Source organism: Micromonospora sp. RTBAU3-60, assembly GCF_054963695.1.
Genome location: NZ_JBUEGB010000003.1, coordinates 247,019 through 266,402, shown reverse-complemented (window position 1 = coordinate 266,402; position 19,384 = coordinate 247,019). Strand labels below are relative to the sequence as shown.

Here is a 19,384-nt window from a genome sequence, read left to right as displayed (position 1 = left end):
GCGCCTATCCTGGCCCCGGGCGTCGTCGAGGAGGAGTGCGTGCTGGTCATCCACGGGCTGTGGCTGTCCGGCCGCGGGCTCGCCGTCTGGGCCGAGGACAGCACCCGCCCGGCCCGGGCCCCGCGCCGTCCGGGCCGCGCGCCACGCGAGCGCCCGCACCCCTTCGCCGCCGACCACGGCAGCCTCGCCGCCACGCTCGGCGACCCGCCGGCCGAGCCGGCGTCCGTGCTGCTCACCCTGCCCACCCGGGCCGGCTCACCGGTGGACTCCCCGGAGCTGGTCCGGACCACCGTCGGGGAGCCGGTCCGCGGCCCGGTCACCCGAGCCGGCTGGCGGGTCTCCGCCCTGGCGTACGCTCCGGACGCCGCGCTCGCCCTGCTCCGCGCGCTGGACCTGGGGGACGCGGTGCCCGGCGCCACCCTGCGCCACCTGGCCGAGCTGGCCGACTTCGCCACCGACCTGGTCGCCCGCGGCCGGGTGCTGCCCGGCGTGGTCGACCTCGCCGCCGGATCCGACCCGGAGTCACCGGACGAGTCCGACTCCGCGAAGCGGACCGGCGGCATCGGATCCGCCCGGCGTCGTCCACGGGCGGTGGACTCCGCCGGCGCAAACGGCGCCGGATCGGTCCGGCGGCACCTGCGGGCGGTGGACGACTCCGACGTGGTGACCGCGCTGGCGGTCTGGCGGCCCCTGCTCACCGGCACGGATGCGGCCTGGGCGCGCTCGCTGGCCGGCGCCCTCCCCCCGGCCGCCCGCGCCGCCGTCGAATGGGCGGTCACGCCGCCCGGTGTCACGGCCGAGCCGGGCGTCGGGTCGGGGCCGGGCCGCGCGGCCGGGTCCGCTGCCCGGTCCGCGCCCGGGCACCCGGCCGGCTCCGGTGTCGCGCCGGCGCACGCGGACGGCGCCGGGCCGGGGGAGTTGGTGGCCGAGGCGCTGGACGCGTTGACCGATGTGGCCGCCCGGGCCGCCCTCGCCGACACCGTGCTGCACCGCGGCATGCGCCCGGGCGGGCCGGTGCCCCGCTGGCTGGCCGCGCTCACCGGGCCGGAGCGCGCGTTCCCCGCCGAGCCGGCCGCCCTGGACACCCTGCGGACCGAGCTGGACGCCTGGCAGCGCGACGCCGCCGGTGGCCGCGTACGGGGGGTCTTCCGCCTGGTGGAGCCGCCCGTCGACCCGGTCGCCGAGCTGGTCGAAGGGGGGTCCTGGCGGCTTGAGTTCGGGCTGCACCCGGCCGACGAGCCGGGCCTGGTGGTCGACGCGGCGCAGATCTGGCGAGGTTCGGCGCCCGCCCTCGTCGACCACCGGATCGAGCCCCAGGAGACCCTCCTCGCCGAGCTGGGCCGGGCCAGCCGGCTCTGGCCGGAGCTGGACGACGCGCTGCGCACCGCCGCGCCGGAGGGGATGGAGCTGGATTCGGACGGCGCGCACCGGTTCCTCCGGGAGGGGGCGCCGGTGCTGCACGCGGCCGGGTTCGGGGTGCTGCTGCCGTCCTGGTGGCGGCGGCAGTCGTCCCGCCTGGGCGCGCGGCTGCGGGCGCGCAGCCGGACCGCCCCCGGCACGGTCGCCGTCGCCGCCGGCGGCCTCGGCCTGGACGCCCTGGTGGACTACCGCTGGGAGGTGGCCCTGGGCGACCAGCCGTTGACCGCCGACGAGCTGGCCGCCCTGGCCGAGCTGAAGTCTCCGCTGGTCCGGCTGCGCGGGCGCTGGGTGGAGCTGGACCCGGACCGGCTCGCCGCCGGGCTGCGGCTGCTCCGCTCGGCCGGCGAGCTGACCGTGGCCGACCTGCTGCGCATGGGGCTGGCCGGCGCCGACCGCCCCGACGCGCTGCCCGTGCTGGAGGTGACCGCCGACGGCGCGCTGGGCGAGCTGCTGGCCGGTGAGGCGGAGCGGCGGCTCACCCCGGCCGACCCGCCACCGGGGTTCGCCGGGACGCTGCGGCCGTACCAGCGCCGCGGGCTGGCGTGGCTCGCGTTCCTCCAGTCGCTCGGGTTGGGCGGGATCCTCGCCGACGACATGGGGCTGGGCAAGACCGTGCAGCTGCTCGCGCTGCTCGCCGGGGATCCGCCGGAGGTCGGGCCGACGCTGCTGGTCTGTCCGATGTCGCTGGTCGGCAACTGGCAGCGGGAGGCGGCCCGGTTCACGCCCGGGTTGCGCGTGCACGTGCACCACGGGGCCGAGCGGGCCCGGGGCGAGGCGTTCGCCACGGCGGTGCACGCCGCGGACCTGGTCCTCACCACCTACTCGGTGGCCGCGCGCGACGCGTACGACCTGGCCGGGATCGACTGGTACCGGGTGGTGGTGGACGAGGCGCAGGCGATCAAGAACGCCTCCACCCGGCAGGCCGAGGCGGTCCGGTCGCTGCCCGCCCGGCACCGGGTCGCGGTCACCGGTACGCCGGTGGAGAACCGGCTCGCCGATCTCTGGTCGATCATGCAGTTCGCCAATCCCGGCCTGCTCGGTCCGGCCGCCACCTTCCGGAAGAAGTTCGCCGAGCCGGTCGAGCGGCACGGCGACGCCGAGGTGGCCGGGCGGCTGCGCCGGATCACCGGGCCGTTCGTGCTGCGCCGGCTCAAGACCGACGCGTCGATCATCTCCGACCTGCCCGAGAAGCTGGAGATGGAGGTGCTCTGCAATCTCACCGCCGAGCAGGCCGCGCTCTACCGGGCGGTGGTCGACGACATGATGGCGAAGATCGAGTCCAGCGACGGGATGGAACGTCGCGGCCTGGTGCTCGCCACCATGACCCGGCTCAAGCAGGTCTGCAACCACCCCGCCCAGCTGCTGCACGACGGCTCCGCCCTGCCCGGCCGCTCCGGCAAGCTGGAGCGGCTCGAGGAGATCGTCGACGAGGTCCTCGCCGCGGGGGAGAAGGCCCTGCTCTTCACCCAGTACGCCGAGTTCGGCGGGATGCTGCGCGGGCACCTGTCGGCGCGTACCGGCCGGGAGGTGCTCTACCTGCACGGCGGCGTCGGCAAGGCCGAGCGGGACGCCATGGTGACCCGGTTCCAGTCCGCGGACGGTCCGCCGCTGTTCGTCCTGTCGCTCAAGGCCGGCGGCACCGGGCTGACCCTGACCGCGGCGAACCACGTGGTCCACGTGGACCGCTGGTGGAACCCGGCCGTCGAGGACCAGGCCACCGACCGGGCGTTCCGCATCGGCCAGCGGCGCCGGGTGCAGGTACGCAAGTTCGTGTGCGCCGGCACGGTCGAGGAGAAGGTGGCCGCGATGATCGCGGACAAGCGTAGCCTCGCCCAGCGGGTGGTGGGCAGCGGCGAGCAGTGGGTCACCGAGCTGTCCACCGACACCCTGCGCGAGCTGTTCGCCCTGGAGGCCGGGGCGGTGGTGGAGTGACCAGCCCGGACGGAGGGTCGCGGTTCGCGGAGTTCGGGCCGCCGCGCCGGGTCGAGGGCGGCCTGAGGGCGCGCAGCACCCGGGGCGCGATCGGGCGCGCCTGGTGGTCCCGGCGGTTCCTGGAGGTGCTGGAGTCGTTCGCGCTCGGCACCCGGCTCACCCGGGGTCGCGCGTACGCGCGCCGGGGTCAGGTGCTCCGGCTCGACGTCGCCCCCGGGCTGGTGACCGCCAGCGTGCAGGGCTCGCGGCCCAAGCCGTACCCGGTGCGGATCGGGTTGGCGGCGTACCCGGACGACGTCTGGGACCGGATCGAGGCGGACCTGGCCGGGCAGGCGTTCTTCAGCGCCCGGCTGCTCGCCGGTGACCTGCCGGCCGAGCTGGAGGAGCTGTTCGCCGAGGCCGGTGCGCCTCTCTTCCCGGCCGGTGTGGACGAACTGGACCAGCACTGCGGCTGCCCCGACTTCGCCGTCCCGTGCAAGCACCTGGCGGCCACGTTCTACCTGCTCGCCGAGGCGTTCGACGCCGACCCGTTCCAGCTCCTGCACTGGCGCGGCCGGAGCCGGGCCGAGCTGCTCGACCGGCTGCGTACGCTGCGGGGCGTCACCGCGACCGCAGGCGGCGCACCAGCCGAGCCGGCGGCGGACGCCCGTGCCCGGCTCGCGACGGAGCGTCCCGTCGCCGGCGCGGGGCGGGTGCTCGACGGCCTGCCGGCGGCCGAGCCGACCGACGCGCTGGACCGGTTCTGGCTGCCCCCGGCGCCGTTGCCCGACCGGCCACCCACCCTGGCGACCGGACCGGAGCTGCTGCTGCGCCAGCTCGCTCCACCAGCGGCCGCGATCGGCGGCCCCGGCCTGGTCGAGCGGCTACGCCGGGCATACCGGGAGTTCGGCCGTGCGTCGACGGATCCGGACGCCTCGGCACACTGAGCGCCCGCGACCGGTGTCCCGGCGTCGGCGGGACGATCGGCGCGGTCATAGCCAGCGTCGCCGGAAGTGCCACATGAGCCCGGCGTTGGCCAGCAGCACCACGGCGCAGATCGCGCCGGCCATCCGGCCGGCCAGTACGGTCATCGCCGGCAGCGAGGCCCACAGCACGATCGTCAACAGCATCAGATACCGGCTTCGGCGGCCCCGGGCCCGGTGATCGAGCCGGGCGAAGAACTGCGGGTCGCTCTCCCGCAGCTGGCGGGTGATCTGTTCGAACCTGCGCTGATCCTCTTTGCTGAGCATGGCGGTGCCTTCCCCTCACGGCTTCAGCGGTCCCGCGGCATACCCGTAACGGAGGCGGGTCACGCGCTGCTGCTGCCGCCACTTCGCCGGGCCGGGCGGGTACGCATCTTCCGGTCGGGCGGCCGCAGCGCAGGCTTGTCCGGGCCGTACGTTTCGTTCCGCTTCGAACGGCGCGAACGGACCACCACGGCCGAAACGTCACCTCCCGGGGTCGTCGCCCCGGTTGGCCCTGCTGCGGAGGCTGATGCCGGCAGCTGGGCGTACCGGTGGCCCGCACCGGGCGCTGAGCACCGTCCCAAGTGGCCGCGGTCGCGCCGCCGGCGTGCCGTTGCGCCCTCGGAGAGGCGTGGCTACACCCGGGGTGACTCCTCCGGCAACCGCGGCGGGTTCACACCCGACGAAGCGGGGGGTCAGCGGAGGGGGCGGTGGGTGGTGCTGGGGCGGGAGCCGGTGGGGCGGGGGCGGCCGGGGCGGGTGCCCCAGGGGCGGGTGCCGGCCCAGCGGCGCGGGCGGTGGTGGCGCGGAGAGGGTTCGGTGCCGCCGGTGTGGCGGTCCGCGTCGTCCCTGGACATTGCTCAACCCCCGCTCTGGCGCGAGCGCGCCGTCACCGGAGTTCAACGAGTCCGGCACCGGGGAGGACGCTGCCGCCGGTCAGCAGCCGCGCCGGGGGAGGGGAAGCTGGCCCGGGAGCAGGTCGGAGGTGAGCGTGACGCCGGCCGCCCGTAACGCGTCGATCAGCGCGTTCTGCACCAGGTAGGAGTCCGGCAGCTGCCAGCGCGCCTGCTCGGGGGCGACCGCCCAGCGCACCGTCCCCTCCGGCAGCCGGGTCGGCGGTGCCGGGATCCACGAGCCGCCACCGTGCCGGACCACGTGGAAGCAGTGCTCCAGTTCCGGCCGGAGCGGGTCGCCGCGGCGGACCAGGAACATCCAGCGGCCGGTGGGCGTGACCAGGACCGGCCCCCGTACGCCGAAGCCGGCCGGGTGGGTCGCGACCGTGTCCAGCACCTGCCGGCCGAGTTGGGCCGCGACCTCCAGCACGTCGAACGCGCGCCCGGTGGGCAGCAGCACCCCGTGCGGCCGGCTGCGCCACCAGGTGGCCACCCGCGCCGGGTCGGCGGTCGCGGCGTGCTCCCAGTTCTCCAGCGCGGGATGGCAGCCGATGGTGGGGCAGCCGGCCCGGCCGCAGACGAAGCGGCTGTTGGCCAGGCAGGCCCCGGGCGTCACCGCCCAGCCGTGGGCGGCGTACCGGACGGCGACCCGGCGCAGCCGGACCCGTTCCAGAGGCGACAGGTGAGCCACGCGCGGTCCGACATTCCCCCACATGTGTGCCACATCCCCTCTAGTCCGCACTGGACGGTCCTACGTCGCACGTCGAACGCCGTCACTGCCGTAACCCACGGTCGTTGAGTTGACGAACGGCTGATGCAACTTGCACGGAAACTACGAGGACTGACCGTACGGCTGACGTACAGACTGTGCGACCAGCGAAAACCTGAAGACCGACGGGCGGTTGCGGTCGTCGACCGGGGCAGATCAGCCGGACGCAGGCAGGGGGAGGGATGGCGAGATGGACGAACTACCCATAGGCCGCCGGGTGGCGTACTGGCGGGGGCGGCGCAAGATGTCCCAACAGGTCTTCGCCGACCGGCTCGGCAAGTCCAAGAGCTGGGTGGACAAGGTGGAGCGCGGCGTCCGGCGGCTGGACAAGTTCTCCGTCCTCTACGAGATCGCCGACATCCTCCAGGTCGACGTCCAGTTGCTCCTCGGCAAGGACCCGGAGCGGCGTACCGACGCCCTCAACTGCATCGACCAGGTCGAGGTCGAGGAGATCCGGGCCGCCCTCGAGCGGTACGACTCGATGACCGCCTACTTCGACGCGGCGCCGTACCCGCCCCCGCTGGTCGACATGCGCAAGGCGGTCAACCACGCCTGGCTCACCTACCAGTACGGCCGCTACGGGATGCTCACCCGCGCCCTGCCGAAGCTGCTGCGTGACGCCCAGGCCGCCGACGCCGGCTACGACGACGAGCAGGCCCGGGACGCCGCTCACCTACTCGGGCAGGTCTATCAGATCGCCTCCTCGGTGCTGCGCAAGCTCGGCGAGTGCGACCTGGCCTGGCTGGCCGCCGACCGCTCGATGGCGGTCGCCCAGCGGGCCGACGACCAGTTGCTGGCCGGTGTCGCCACCACCCGGGTCTGCAACGCGCTGGCGGCCATGGGCCGGTCCCGGCCGGCGCTGGAACTCAACGTCAACATCGCCAACCGGCTCGCCCCCGGCACCGGCGACGCCTCTCCGGAGCAGCTCTCCGTCTACGGCATGCTGCTGCTCCAGGGGGCGATGGCCGCGGCCCGCATCGGTGACTCCGCGACGGTGGACGACCTGCTCGCCGGCGCCCAGGAGGCGGCCACCCTGCTGGGCAGCGACCAGAACCACTACTGGACCTCGTTCGGCCCGACCAACCTGGAGCTGCACCGGGCCGCCGCCGCGGTCGAACTCGGCGACGGGGGCCGCGCGGTGGAGATCCACCAGCGGATTCCCGAGCCGGCGTTCAACGCGCTGCTGCCCGAGCGCCGCGCGCACCACCTGCTCGACATCGCCCGCGGCTACGCCCAGATCGGTGACGTCGCCAACGCGGGCGAGATGCTGCTGCTCGGTGACCGGCTCGCGCCGTCCGAGATCCGCTGCCGGCCGATCGCCCACGAGGTGATGTCCGACGTGCTCCGTCGCACACGGGGTGCGCCGCCTCCGCCGATCGCGGAGTTGGCTGAGCACATGGGAGTCGGAGTATGAGCGGATGAACAGTCCGCACCTCAGTCACCGGCGTCGCCGGGTGCTCTACGTCATCGCCTGCGGCTCGCCGCTGTCCCGCCACGTCGGCCGGTTGGTCGACCTCGCCCAGGAGGACGGCTGGGACGTCTGCCTGGTCACCACGCCGGACGGCGCGAAGTTCATCGACCGCACCTCGCTGGCCCGGCAGACCGGTCACCCGGTACGCACCCACTACAAGAACCCGGGCGACCCGGACGTGCTGCCGCCGGCGGACGCGATGCTGGTCTGCCCGGCGACGGTCAACACGGTCAACAAGTGGGCGGCCGGCATCGCCGACACGCTCGCCCTGGGGCTGCTGATCGAGGCGCAGGGCCTGGACGTGTCGATCGCGGCCGTCCCGTACACCAACTCGGCGATGGCCGCGCACCCGGCGTTCCGGGCCAGCCTGGACCGGCTGCGCGAGTGGGGGGTGCGGGTGGTCTTCGGCGACCACGTCGTCCCGCTGCACCCACCCGGCACCGGTGAGCGGCACCTGGACGCGTTCCCCTGGGAGGTCGGCCTCGCGGCGCTGCGTGGCACGCCGCGCCCGGCCGCCCCGGTCGGCTGAGCCGCCCCGGTCGGCTGAGCCGCCTCGGCCGGCTGAGCCGCCTCGGCCGCCTGAGCCGCCTCGGCCGCCTGGGCCGCACCGGCCGCCTGGGCCGCACCGGCCGGCTGGGCCGCACCGGCCGGCTGGGCCGCCCCGTCGGGCCGGCCGGCCCGCTCCCGCCGGCCGTCCGGACCCCGGCGTCGCCCCCGCTTAGGAGGGCGGATGACGGGCGATCCGTGGGCCGGAGGTTCCGTCTGGCGCCTGGCCGGGGCCGGACGCCGGTAAGCTGGCCGGCCGTGAGCACAACCGGATCCCCGCCCACCGTCGCCGACGTGGTGGCCGCGCTGGACCGCCGTTACCCGCCGGCGTGGGCCGAGGAGTGGGACCGGGTCGGCCTGGTGCTCGGGGAGCCCACCACCCCGGTACGCCGGATCGCCTGCGTGGTCGACGTGGTCCCGGAGACGGTGGACGAGGCGCTCGACGCCGGGGCCGACATGATCGTCGCCCACCACCCGCTGTTGCTGCGCGGGGTCTCCTCGGTCGCCGCCACCACGTACAAGGGGCGGATCGTCCACCGGTTGATCAAGGCGGACGTGGCGCTGTACGTGGCGCATACCAACGCCGACGTGGCCGACCCGGGCGTCTCCGACGCCCTCGCCGCCCGGTTCGGGCTGACCGCGCTGCGCCCCCTGCACCGGCCCCGGCCCGGGTCACCCGCCGACGGCCCGGGACGGGGGATCGGCCGGATCGGCGAGCTGCCCGCCCCGATGACCCTGGCCGAGCTGACCCGGCACGCGGCCGCCGTGCTGCCCGTCACCGCGTGGGGTGTTCGCGCCGCCGGGGATCCCGGGCGTATGGTTCGTACCCTCGCCGTCAGTGGCGGCTCGGGTGACAGCTTCCTCGCCGAGGCGACCGCCGCCGGGGTGGACGCGTTCCTCACCGCCGACCTGCGCCACCACCCCGCCGGTGAGCACCTCGCCGCCGGCGGCCCGGCCCTGCTGGACGCCGCCCACTGGGCGACCGAACGACCGTGGCTGGATGACCTGGCCGCCCACCTGCGGGACGAGCTGGGCGTCGAGACCGTGGTGTCCGACCTGGACACCGACCCGTGGACCGTGCACGCCGCCGCACCCGACCGGACGACAAGGAGTCCCGACCGTGAAGGCTGACCCGAAGGTGCAGCGCCGGCTGCTCGATCTGCAGGCGATCGACACCGCCCTCGCCCAGCTTGCCCACCGCCGCCGGTCGCTGCCCGAGCGGGCGGAGCTGGAGGCCCTCGCCCGGGAGCTCTCCGCGCTGGAGGACGAGCGGGTCCGGGCCCAGGTGGCCGTCGACGACCTGGACCGGGACATCGCCCGGCTGGAGAAGGACGTCGACCAGGTCCGGGCGCGCAAGAGCAAGGACGAGGCGCGGCTCGCGTCCGGCACCGGGCCGGCCCGCGAGCTGGAGGCGATCCAGCACGAGCTGGTGTCGCTGAATCGCCGGCAGAGCGACCTGGAGGACGCCGAGCTGGAGCTGATGGAGCAGCGGGAGACCGCGCAGGGGGTGCTCGACGGCGTCGAGCGGCGGATCGCCGAGGCCCGGGACCGGCGGGCCGCCACCGAGCAGCGGCGCGACGAGAGCCTGGCCGAGATCGCCAAGGAGGAGGAGTTCAAGCGCAGCGCCCGCCAGCCGCTCGCCGGCGACCTCCCGGCCGACCTGGTCGCCCTCTACGACCGGATCCGCGAGGACACCGGGCTCGGCGCCGCGCTGCTCACCGGTGCCCGCTGCGGCGGCTGCCGGCTGGAGCTCTCCGGCGCCGACCTGGCCCGGATCCGCAAGGCGGCGCCGGACGAGGTGGTGCGCTGCGAGGAGTGCCGGCGGATCATGGTCCGGACCCCCGAGTCGGGCCTCTGACCGCCGTGGCGGTGCGCGCGGTCGTCGTCGAGGCCGACGGTGGGTCCCGGGGCAACCCGGGGCCGGCCGGCTACGGCGCGGTGGTCCGGGACCCGGCGACCGGGGAGGTGCTGGCCGAGCGTTCCGAGGCGATCGGCACGGCCACCAACAACGTCGCCGAATACCGGGGCCTGATCGCCGGGCTGGAGGCCGCCGCCGACCTGGGCGCGGCCGAGGTCGAGGCCCGGATGGACTCCAAGCTGGTGGTCGAGCAGATGTGCGGCCGCTGGCAGATCAAGAACGCGGGGCTGCGGCCGCTCGCCGCGCAGGCCGCCGGCCTGGTCGCCCGGTTCGCCGCCGTCCGGTTCACCTGGATCCCTCGGGAGCGCAACCAGCACGCCGACGCGCTGGCCAACGCGGCGATGGACGCGGCCGCCGGGATGGCCCCGGCCCGGCCGGTCGTCGCCACGCCCCGGATCGTGGAGCCGCCGCGCGAGGTCGCCGGCCCCGACTCGGCCGCCCGGGCCGCGGCCCGCGAGGTCGCCGCCCGCGCCGCCACCGACCGGGCCACCGGCACCGACCCGGCCACCACGCCCGCCTCCTGGGAGCCGCGTCCCACCGAGAGCGCCACGCGGCTGATCCTGGTCCGGCACGGCGAGACCGAGCGGACCGTGCAGAAGCAGTACTCCGGCCGCGGCGACGTCCCGCTGACCGACCGGGGCCGGGCCCAGGCCCGGGCCACCGCCGCCCGGGTGGCCGCCCTCGCGCCGTCGGTCGCGGCCGTGGTCAGCTCGCCCCTGTCCCGCTGTACGGCCACCGCCGAGGCGATCGCCGCCCTGGTCGGCAACCCGCCGGTACGCCTGGACGACGACGTGATCGAGTGCGACTTCGGGGTCTGGGAGGGGCGGACCTTCGCCGAGGTACGCGAGGGCTGGGCGGGGGAGTTGGACGCCTGGCTCGCCTCCACCCGGATCGCCCCGCCGGAGGGCGAGTCGTTCGCCGCGGTCGCTGAGCGGACCGGCCGGGCGGTCGAGCGGCTGCGTACGGCGTACCCCGGGGAGACCGTCGTGGTGGTCTCCCACGTCTCGCCGATCAAGCTGGTGCTGCGCGACGCCCTCGCGGCCGGCGACGCCTTCCTGCACCGGCTCTACCTGGACACCGCGGGCGTCTCGGTGCTCGACCTGTACCCGGACGGCGGCGTCGCGGTCCGGTCGGTCAACGACACCGCCCACCTGACCTCCGGCTGACCTCGCAACCGTCCGGCCCTTCGTCGTCGCCGTTCGGCGCACGCGGGTGGCCGCTCGGCGCATCGCCGCTGTCCGGCTGAACGTGACCGGGCTCACAGGGTCGTAGCCTCCGGCCGTCACATGGCGAGTTACGACTTCCCGGAGGTGTGTCACATGGCAGCACCCGAACCGGAGGCGCCGACCACGGCGCGATCCAGGGCGAAGGATCACAGTCCCTGGAACTGGTTGCTCTTCATACCGATCGTGGTGCCGCTCATCCCGGCCTTCTTCAACGCCGACTCACCCCGGATCTTCGGGTTTCCGCGCTTCTACTGGCTGCAACTGGCCTGGATCCTGCTCGGCGTCGGCACCACCACGCTCGTCTACCAGATGACGAAGAAGCGGGGAGGTGAACGGTGATGTGGCGCGACCACCTGACCGAGATCATCGTCTTCACCGTCCTCTTCCTGCTGGTCAGCGCCATGGGTTTCGTGGCGGCCCGGTGGCGGGCGCCGCGCGACATGGCGCACCTGGACGAGTGGGGGCTGGGCGGGCGCAGCTTCGGCGGCTGGATCACCTGGTTCCTGGTCGGCGGTGACCTCTACACCGCGTACACCTTCGTGGCGGTGCCGGCGTTGATCTTCGGGGCCGGCGCGGCCGGGTTCTTCGCGGTGCCGTACACCATCGTCATCTACCCGATGGTGTTCCTGGTGCTCTGCCGGCTCTGGTCGGTGTCGCACCGGCACGGCTTCGTCACCCCGGCCGACTTCGTGCGCAGCCGGTTCGACTCGCCGATCCTGGCCCTGCTGGTCGCGATCACCGGCATCGTGGCGACCATGCCGTACATCGCGCTGCAGTTGGTCGGCATCGAGGCGGTGCTCAAGACCATGGGGGTCACCGGGGAGAGTGCCCTGGCCCGGCACCTGCCGATCATCGTCGCGTTCGCCATCCTGGCGGCCTACACCTACCAGTCCGGGCTGCGTGCGCCGGCGCTGATCGCCTTCGTCAAGGACTCGCTGATCTACATCGTGATCCTGGTGGCGGTCTTCTACCTGCCGTACAAGCTCGGCGGTTGGGGCAGCATCTTCGACGCGGCGGACGCGAAGTTCCAGGCGTCCCCCGCGCCGGGTGACGGCATCCTGCTCAACGCCAACAATCAGCTCCAGTACGTCACCCTGGCGTTCGGCTCGGCGCTGGCGCTCTTCCTCTACCCGCACAGCATCACCGGCGTGCTGGCCAGCCGGAACCGCGACGTGATCAAGCGGAACATGTCCGCGCTGCCGGCGTACAGCCTGCTGCTCGGGCTGATCGCGCTGCTCGGCTACATGGCCATCGCGGCCAAGGTGACTCCGCTGGCGGGGACCAAGGAGGGCAGCTTCGACACCAACACGATCGTGCCGCGGCTCTTCGACGCGCAGTTCCCGGACTGGTTCGCCGGGGTCGCGTACGCGGCCATCGGCATCGGCGCGCTGGTGCCGGCGGCGATCATGTCGATCGCGGCGGCGAACCTGTTCACCCGCAACATCTACAAGGAGTACCTCAAGCGGGACGCGACGCCGGCGCAGGAGGCGAACGTCTCGAAGATCGCCTCGCTGGTGGTGAAGGTCGGTGCGGTCGCCTGCATCGTCTTCCTCGACCCGCAGTTCTCCATCGACCTGCAGCTGATCGGCGGCGTGATCATCCTCCAGACGCTGCCGGCGGTGGCGCTGGGCCTCTACACCCGCTGGTTCCACCGCGGCGCGCTGATCGCCGGCTGGGTGGCCGGCATGGCGCTCGGCATGTGGATGCTCTACCAGGTCGGAAACCCGGCGACCGGGAAGAAGCACTTCGCCGGTTCGGCCTTCCCGCTCTCCGAGTTCGGTTTCGACACCAAGAAGACGATCTACGTCGGGATCGTGGCCGTGCTGGTCAACCTGGTCGTCGCCGCGCTGGTCACCCTGGTGCTGCGGGCCGGCAAGGTGGCCGACGGGGTTGACGGCACCACCCCGAACGACTACTTCGCCGACGAGGGTGACCCCCGGCTCACCCCCGGCCCCACCCGCGACGTCGACTCCGCCCCGGAGCCGGTCGCCTGAGGTGCGCCGAGGCCCCCGGTCGCCGCAGCGGCCGGGGGCCTCGCCGTGCGGTCAGCGGCGTCGGTTGCGCGATTCCAACGCCTCGTTGAGGCGGTGCAGCATCTCCGCGAGGGTGTCCCGGTCCTCGCCGGTCCAGCCGGCGAGGATGTCGCCGTAGAGCCGGGTGCGGGCCGCCCGGACGGCGGCCATCCGCTGCAGCCCGGCCTGGGTGGGGGAGATCACCGTGCCCCGCCCGTCGGCCGGGTCGGGCGTACGGACGATCAGGCCGTCCCGCTGCATGGCGGAGACCTGCCGGGTGACCGTGGAGCCGTCCAGGTTCAGCCGCGCGGCCAGCGCCGAGACGTTCTGCGGGCCGGCGCTGTCCAGGTGCCGCAGGATCACGTACGCCGCCCGGTCCAGCACCCGGTGCTCGGCGGTGCCGGTGGCCCGGCGGGTCGCCTCGCCTAGCCGCATCAGCAGCGCGATCTCGGTCTCGATCCGGCCGAGGGTGACCTCGTCCTGGGCCATTCCCGTGGTGTGGTCGTCCGTCATAGCTGTATGATACAACCAAATTACCTGTACGATACAGCTATCTGGGAGGCGGAGTGGATCGGCGATCCGAACCCAACCGCAGTGCCATCTACGCCACCACGCTGGTGGCCTTCCTCGCCATCGCCGGCATCGCCGTGGTGGACCCGATCCTGCCGGCCATCGGCGAGGCGATCGGCGTCACCGCCTGGCAGGTCGAGCTGCTGTTCACCGCGTACATCGCGGTGATGGCCGTCGGCATGATCCCGGCGACCCTGGCCAGCGGGAAGTTCGGTTTCAAGCCGGTGCTCATCACCGGCGTCTCCGTGGTCGGCCTGGCCGCGATCCTCGCGTCGTTCAGCAACGACATCGTGCAGCTCTCCGTGCTGCGCGGCGTCTGGGGGCTGGGCAACGCCATGTTCTTCGCCACCGCCATGGTGGTGCTGGTCAACCTGGCCAACGACCGGGAATGGGTGGTCGGCCTCTTCGAGACCGCACTCGGCCTCGGCTTCGCCGTCGGCCCGCTGCTCGGTGGCCTGCTCGGTGAGGTGAGCTGGCGACTGCCCTTCTTCGTCTGCGGCGTCTTCATGGTGCTCGCGCTGGCCGTGGCGTCGCGCAAGCTCCGCGAGCCGGCCCGCAAGCAGGCCCCGGTACGCGTCGGCGAGATCTTCTCGACCTACCGCAAGCCGGCGTTCGTCACCCTCTGCGTGGTCACCGCCGCGTACAACTTCGTCTTCTTCGTGGTGCTCGGCTACACGCCGCTCTTCCTGCACCTCGACGTCATCCCGCTGGGCCTGGCCTTCACCGGCTGGGGCCTCGGCCTGGCCGCCGGCATCCTGCTGATCGGCCACCGGCTGGCGCACCGGATCGGCGCGGTGCAGACCGTCGGGGTCGCCATCGCCGGCCTGCTGGTCTGCATGGTGCTCTTCGCCACCTCGTCCGGCACCACCGAGTCGCTGGTGATCCTGGTGCTGTCCGGCCTGTTCATGGGCCTGGCCAACGCCAACCTCACCGACCTGGCGCTCGGCCTCGGCTCCAGCGACCGGCGGGTCGCCACCGGCGCGTTCAACCTGGTCCGCTGGGGTGCCGCCGCGCCCGCCCCGATCATCTCCGGCAAGCTCGCCGAGCACGGGCTGGCCATGCCGTTCTGGGTCGGCTTCGGGGTGCTCGCCGTCGGCGTGCTGGTCTACCTCGCCTTCGCGCACGTGATGGCCGCCGGCTACGGCGAGCGCGTGCTCTGGTCCCGGTGGAACCGGGCCGCCCGCGGCGCCGAGCACGCGCCGGAAGAGCCGGTCGGCGAGGCGTACTGAGCCACTGTCCCTCCTGGTCGAACCGCCCCGGCGCAGCGTTGCGCCGGGGCGGTTCGGTGTCCGGGGTCAGCGCAGCGCGCGCCAGAGCAGATAGAGGCCGATCACCGTGCCGAACACCACGATGATGGCCTTCAGCACCACCGGCGGGAGGCGGCGGAGCAACCGGGCGCCCGCGTATCCGCCGACCAGCGTGGCCGGCGCGACCACCGCGACCGCCGCCCACTGGACCGGGCCGAAGAGCGCGAACACCACCAGCGTGGTCAGCCCCACCACGGCCGAGAGCAGGTTCTTGACGGCGCTGACCCGGGCCAGGGTGGTGTCCAGCACCAGGGCCAGGCAGGCCACCAGCATCACCCCGAGCGCCGCGCCGAAGTAGCCGCCGTACACCGAGCCGACGGCGACCATGGCCTGCACGGTGACGGTACGGCGGCGCGGGCTGAGGTCGGCCGGGTGGCCGACCAGCCGGCGGAGCGGGTCCTGGAAGGCCAGGACGGCGGTCGCGCCCAGCACCAGGAACGGCACCACCAGCTCGAACGCCCGCGCCGGGGTGGCCAGCAGCAGCAGGCAGCCGATCCCCGTGCCGACCACCGTGGTGGGCAGCAGGGTCCACAGCTGCCGCCCACGCGGCAGGTCCATCCGGCTGCCGGCGACGCTGGCCACGTACCCGGGAAAGACCGACACCGAGTTGGTGACGTTGGCGGGCACCGGCGGCAGGCCGGTCGCGATCAGGGCCGGGAAGGTGATCAGGGAGCCGCCCCCCGCCACCGCGTTCACCGTGCCCGCGGCGAGACCGGCGGCGAGCAGGAGCGCGGCGTCCGAGAGGTCCATGGTCACCAGAGGCTAGTACGACCCCCTGGGAACTCAACCTTTCGATACCCTCCCGCGTCGTTCCCTGCGAATGGGCCTGACGAAGGGAGCGAACCGTGTGTGGTCACCACGGGGGGTCCAGCGGTGGATGACCCGGAGTTCCGCGAGTTCGTGGAGGTCCGCTACGCCGACCTGCTGCGCACCGCGTATCTGTTGACCGGCAGCCGCGACGCCGCCCAGGACCTGGTGCACGAGGCGCTGCTCAAGGTGATGCGGCACTGGCGACGGGTCGAGGAGCCGATGGCGTACGTGCGCCGGGCGATGGTGAACGAGCGGACCAGCCGCTGGCGCCGTCTCGGGCTGCGGGAGCTGCTCACCTCGACGGTGCCGGACCGGGCGGCCCCGGACAGCACCGACGGGCTGGCGATCCGGGACGAACTGCTCGCCGCGTTGGACCGGCTGCCGGTCCGGATGCGCACCGTGCTGGTGCTGCGCTATTGGGAGGACCTGCCGGAGGCGGAGGTGGCGGCGGCCATGGGCTGCTCCGTCGGAACGGTGAAGAGCCAGGCGGCCCGCGGGCTGGCCCGGCTCCGGGAGGTGTTGGCCGCGCCGAGGCCGCGGGTGGCCGGCGGGTTGCTGGGGGAGCGGGCATGAGCGTGGACGAACTGCGGGCCGGGTTGGCGAGGATCGCCGAAGCCGTGGTGCCCGACCCCGATCCGTACGAGCGGCTGCTGCGGCACGCGCGGCGGCGCCAGCGGCGTCGGCTCGCCGGCTTCGCGGCGGCGGTGGCTGCGGTCCTGGCGGCGGCGCTGGCGGGACCGACGGCGCTCAGCCCCGCGGGCCTGCACCACCAGGCCGACGACCTCCCACTCGGCCACGGCTACCGGGTCGACTCGGCATGGAGCTGGCGTCTGATCAACTCGCCGACCCGGGGCAGCCTGGCCGGGGATGAGGCGTTCGTCGCCGAGGTCGCCCGGCTCTTCGACCACGGGCGCGACGAGGTGCGGATGTCCGCGGACCTGCCGAAGGTGAAGGTGCTCTACGCCGACGAGTCCGCCGGGTTCCGGCAGGTGGTGCTGGCCTACCACTCGGCGACGGCGGCGGCGCTGGTGACCAGGGAGGGCCCGGTCGGGGCGTCACCGGCGCGGCTGCTGCGCGGCGACGGGCAGAGCAACGGGCGGGTCGAGCCGTTCAACCTCCTCACCGCCGCCTCCGGGATGCCCGGCGCGCAGAAGCAGTGGCTGCTCGGCCTCGCCCCGGCCGGCTGTCGCATCTCCCTGGGCCGCGCCGCCTACGCCCGGCAGTCTGGCCTGCGGCGGCAGTGGCAGCCCCAGCCCACCGACGGCTATCTCCTGGTCGACCAGGCCGCCAGCAACGGCTGGTGGCGAGTGGAATGTGACGGACAGGTCCGGCAGGAGGGGCCGATGTGGTTCGCCGAGACGGACCGCGCCGGCAACGCCGACGAGACGTATCCGGACGACGGCCGCTGGGCACCGACCGCCGAACCGCCCAACCCGACGGTCGCCCGGCAGGCCGGGCAGGTGTACCAAGCCCTCGCCCGCCAGTCCGGTCTGGTCGACGCGGCGCGGCCGGCGATCCGGTGGTCCGGCCGACTCGACGCGCAGGGCGGCGAGGCGGTGCTCCTCGCCGCCCAGGACCGGGAAGGCCCCACTCTGCTCCTGACCGGAGACACCGGCGCCGGCCCGCTGCTGGCCCTCGCCACCGACCAGGATCCCGCCCCGACCGACCCTGCGCCGGCCGCGGGCCCACTGCGGCCACCACTGGTCGCCACCGGCTACGGCCCGGCGGACGACCTGCTGGCGGTCCGGGTGCCGGTGCGCGACGGCGATCGGGCCGTGCTCGGCGGGCAGTTGCTCGTCGTGCCGTGCAAGGGCGTGACGCGGATCGAGGCGGTCGCCGACGGAGCGGTCCGGGCGAGCGCGCCGGTGGCCGGCGGGGCGGCCCTGCTCGCCCTGCCCGTCGGAGGCGCGGTCATGCTGCGAGGGCTCGATCGGGACGGTGCGGTGCGCTGCTACGGGCCGCTGCTCGAGCCCGCCTCCGGTGAGCGGGTCTTCAACGAGCCGCTCGTCTCGAACTGGTAGGGGCTGTCCGGAACGGTGGCGGTTGGCGGGGGCTGGTGCGCTGACCGCCGACCGGGAAATGGCGGCGGCGCTGGCGTCGTTAGGATGATGGACGCGACGGACGAGTCGACCGGGCGGTCGCGTCGACGGGCTCACGGCCCGTCGCCGAGGAACGTCCGGACTCCACAGGGCAGGGTGGTTGCTAACGGCAACCCGGGGCGACCCGCGGGACAGTGCCACAGAAAACAGACCGCCGGCCCGAAACGGGACGGTAAGGGTGAAACGGTGGGGTAAGAGCCCACCAGCATCCCGGGTGACCGGGATGGCTCGGTAAACCCCACCCGGAGCAAGGCCAAGAAAGGATCCTCGCCGCGAGGCGATGGTCCGCGCAGACGCTTGAGGGCTGCCCGCCCGATGTCTGCGGGTAGGCCGCTGGAGCCTGCCGGCGACGGTAGGCCGAGATGGATGGCCGCCGCCGACGCGCCTTCGGGCCGCGTCGGTCACAGAATCCGGCGTACAGGTCGACTCGTCCGTCGCCCACCAGGTCAGAGCCGCGATCAAGGCTCTGGCCTGGTTCTATTTCCTGGCGTCGATGGTCGCCGTTGGTCAACTTTGGCTGGCGTTTGACGCCCTGGGGACGCCCTGACGCCCTGGCGACGCCCTGGCAGAGCTTCAGTTTGGAAGAGCGTGCTCAAGTGGTCGTGATGTCCGAAACGCCTGCGGGCGGCGGCCAGCCCGGTTGCGCCTTGTGCCCGCTCGTGCCCGCTGCGCGCCACGGTTACTGGCCCACGGATGGCCCATGCTGGCCTTGGGATTAGAAGAAGATCGCGAATGGCTGGTGGTGTGGGCGCATCCCTGGTCAGCCTGTCCGTTGTCGTCCGTTGGTGTCGGCGCTTGGCGGCGGCCTTGGCTGTACCGATGGCTGTACAGTTGATCTATGGCAGCGGCTGAGGAAGGGAACACCGGGCGCTTCCGCGATCCGAGGTACTGGCTGGGCGGCTTGGCTGCTGGGGAGATCTTCGTCCGCTGCCCACGCTGTGGAGGACGCGCCTCGGTCCTTCCTTGTCCCGAGGATCTGGCCGACGGCACTCGGCATGATGTGTGGCTACGTCGTCGGCTCAGTTGTCTCGGGTGCGCGCATACGGACCTGTGGGATGCTCCTCGCCTCGCAAACAACGCTCGCGCCTTCCCTGAGTTCTCGGGCCCGAATGACCCCTACTTCGGCCTGCCTCTCTGGTTGTCCATCGGTTGCCGTGGGCGAGTGCTCTGGGCGTACAACGCAGAGCACCTGGACCTGCTGGAGACGTACGTGTCCGCTCGGTTGCGGGAACGCGGCCAGCACATGGGAAGCCAGACCCTGGTCGAGCGCTTGCCAGCGTGGATCAAGGATGGCAGGCACCGCGCCGAGGTGTTGGACGCAATAGGGCAGCTCCGGGCTCTACTTGCCTGACCGCAGGCTAACGGCAGAAGTTGCAACGCGATGGTGCGGCAGTGGTGGAGCGGATCTCCTCGTCGGGCAGTCTCCGACCTTCCAGCATCCCCGGACGGGGACAAGGTGGAGCGCCTC

General features: G+C 73.6%; 17 protein-coding genes and 1 other RNA gene. 13 read left to right on the top strand and 5 right to left on the bottom strand.

The window, feature by feature from the left end:
- Positions 1 to 39: 39 nt before the first annotated feature.
- Entirely contained in the window at positions 40 to 3,351 is a 3,312-nt protein-coding gene (locus tag ACY34I_RS05185) for an SNF2-related protein (RefSeq protein ID WP_462752940.1), read from the top strand.
- Positions 3,348 to 4,277 carry an SWIM zinc finger family protein gene (locus tag ACY34I_RS05180; RefSeq protein WP_462752938.1) on the top strand — a complete coding sequence of 310 codons (930 nt, stop codon included), beginning with the start codon at positions 3,348 to 3,350 and terminating at the stop codon, positions 4,275 to 4,277. The genes ACY34I_RS05185 and ACY34I_RS05180 overlap by 4 nt, the downstream gene beginning before the upstream one ends.
- A gap of 45 nt (positions 4,278 to 4,322) precedes the next feature.
- On the opposite strand, the gene ACY34I_RS05175 is transcribed toward ACY34I_RS05180, so the two are convergent.
- The 3 genes from ACY34I_RS05175 to ACY34I_RS05165 all read right to left on the bottom strand — a co-directional run bounded on the left by ACY34I_RS05175 (position 4,323) and on the right by ACY34I_RS05165 (position 5,903).
- Entirely contained in the window at positions 4,323 to 4,580 is a 258-nt protein-coding gene (locus ACY34I_RS05175; protein WP_462752936.1) for a DUF3040 domain-containing protein, read from the bottom strand.
- Between the two features lie 410 nt (positions 4,581 to 4,990).
- Positions 4,991 to 5,152, bottom strand: coding sequence for a hypothetical protein (locus ACY34I_RS05170; RefSeq protein WP_462752934.1), 162 nt, complete (start codon positions 5,150 to 5,152; stop codon positions 4,991 to 4,993).
- A 79-nt stretch (positions 5,153 to 5,231) separates the two neighbouring features.
- The gene (locus ACY34I_RS05165) at positions 5,232 to 5,903 is read right to left on the bottom strand and encodes a bifunctional DNA primase/polymerase (protein WP_462752932.1); all 672 of its coding nucleotides are present in this window, start codon (positions 5,901 to 5,903) and stop codon (positions 5,232 to 5,234) included.
- Positions 5,904 to 6,147: 244 nt separating this feature from the next.
- On the opposite strand from ACY34I_RS05165, the gene ACY34I_RS05160 reads away from it, so the two are divergent.
- The 7 genes from ACY34I_RS05160 to mctP all read left to right on the top strand — a co-directional run bounded on the left by ACY34I_RS05160 (position 6,148) and on the right by mctP (position 13,112).
- The gene (locus ACY34I_RS05160; RefSeq protein WP_462752930.1) at positions 6,148 to 7,371 is read left to right on the top strand and encodes a helix-turn-helix domain-containing protein; all 1,224 of its coding nucleotides are present in this window, start codon (positions 6,148 to 6,150) and stop codon (positions 7,369 to 7,371) included.
- Between the two features lie 4 nt (positions 7,372 to 7,375).
- Positions 7,376 to 7,957, top strand: coding sequence for a flavoprotein (locus tag ACY34I_RS05155; protein WP_462752928.1), 582 nt, complete (start codon positions 7,376 to 7,378; stop codon positions 7,955 to 7,957).
- Positions 7,958 to 8,232: 275 nt separating this feature from the next.
- Positions 8,233 to 9,105 carry a Nif3-like dinuclear metal center hexameric protein gene (locus ACY34I_RS05150; protein WP_462752926.1) on the top strand — a complete coding sequence of 291 codons (873 nt, stop codon included), beginning with the start codon at positions 8,233 to 8,235 and terminating at the stop codon, positions 9,103 to 9,105.
- Positions 9,095 to 9,832 (top strand): zinc ribbon domain-containing protein, encoded by a 738-nt coding sequence (locus tag ACY34I_RS05145; protein ID WP_462752924.1) that lies wholly within the window; start codon positions 9,095 to 9,097, stop codon positions 9,830 to 9,832. Before ACY34I_RS05150 ends, ACY34I_RS05145 begins: the two co-directional genes overlap by 11 nt.
- 5 nt (positions 9,833 to 9,837) lie before the next feature.
- Entirely contained in the window at positions 9,838 to 11,058 is a 1,221-nt protein-coding gene (locus ACY34I_RS05140; protein WP_462752922.1) for a bifunctional RNase H/acid phosphatase, read from the top strand.
- Positions 11,059 to 11,211: 153 nt separating this feature from the next.
- Positions 11,212 to 11,457, top strand: a complete 246-nt coding sequence (locus ACY34I_RS05135) for a DUF3311 domain-containing protein (RefSeq protein ID WP_387272359.1) — start codon at positions 11,212 to 11,214, stop codon at positions 11,455 to 11,457.
- On the top strand, positions 11,457 to 13,112 hold the full coding sequence (gene mctP / locus ACY34I_RS05130; protein ID WP_462752920.1) for a monocarboxylate uptake permease MctP: 1,656 nt from the start codon (positions 11,457 to 11,459) through the stop codon (positions 13,110 to 13,112). Before ACY34I_RS05135 ends, mctP begins: the two co-directional genes overlap by 1 nt.
- A 51-nt stretch (positions 13,113 to 13,163) precedes the next feature.
- Here the strand turns inward: mctP and ACY34I_RS05125 are convergent, their stop codons facing one another.
- On the bottom strand, positions 13,164 to 13,643 hold the full coding sequence (locus ACY34I_RS05125; protein WP_462752918.1) for a MarR family winged helix-turn-helix transcriptional regulator: 480 nt from the start codon (positions 13,641 to 13,643) through the stop codon (positions 13,164 to 13,166).
- Between the two features lie 53 nt (positions 13,644 to 13,696).
- Between ACY34I_RS05125 and ACY34I_RS05120 the strand changes: the two genes are divergently transcribed.
- Positions 13,697 to 14,929: an MFS transporter gene (locus tag ACY34I_RS05120; RefSeq protein WP_148794625.1), complete on the top strand. Its 1,233-nt coding sequence runs from the start codon at positions 13,697 to 13,699 to the stop codon at positions 14,927 to 14,929.
- Between the two features lie 66 nt (positions 14,930 to 14,995).
- Here the strand turns inward: ACY34I_RS05120 and ACY34I_RS05115 are convergent, their stop codons facing one another.
- A complete protein-coding gene (locus ACY34I_RS05115) occupies positions 14,996 to 15,757 on the bottom strand; it encodes a sulfite exporter TauE/SafE family protein (protein WP_462752916.1) in 762 nt (253 codons plus the stop codon).
- Between the two features lie 123 nt (positions 15,758 to 15,880).
- Here ACY34I_RS05115 and ACY34I_RS05110 point away from each other — a divergent pair, with 123 nt between their 5' ends.
- The 3 genes from ACY34I_RS05110 to rnpB all read left to right on the top strand — a co-directional run bounded on the left by ACY34I_RS05110 (position 15,881) and on the right by rnpB (position 18,350).
- Entirely contained in the window at positions 15,881 to 16,390 is a 510-nt protein-coding gene (locus tag ACY34I_RS05110; protein WP_462752914.1) for a SigE family RNA polymerase sigma factor, read from the top strand.
- Entirely contained in the window at positions 16,387 to 17,838 is a 1,452-nt protein-coding gene (locus ACY34I_RS05105) for a hypothetical protein (RefSeq protein ID WP_462752912.1), read from the top strand. The genes ACY34I_RS05110 and ACY34I_RS05105 overlap by 4 nt, the downstream gene beginning before the upstream one ends.
- A 101-nt stretch (positions 17,839 to 17,939) precedes the next feature.
- Positions 17,940 to 18,350, top strand: an RNA gene (rnpB, locus tag ACY34I_RS05100) — RNase P RNA component class A.
- Positions 18,351 to 19,384: the final 1,034 nt, after the last annotated feature.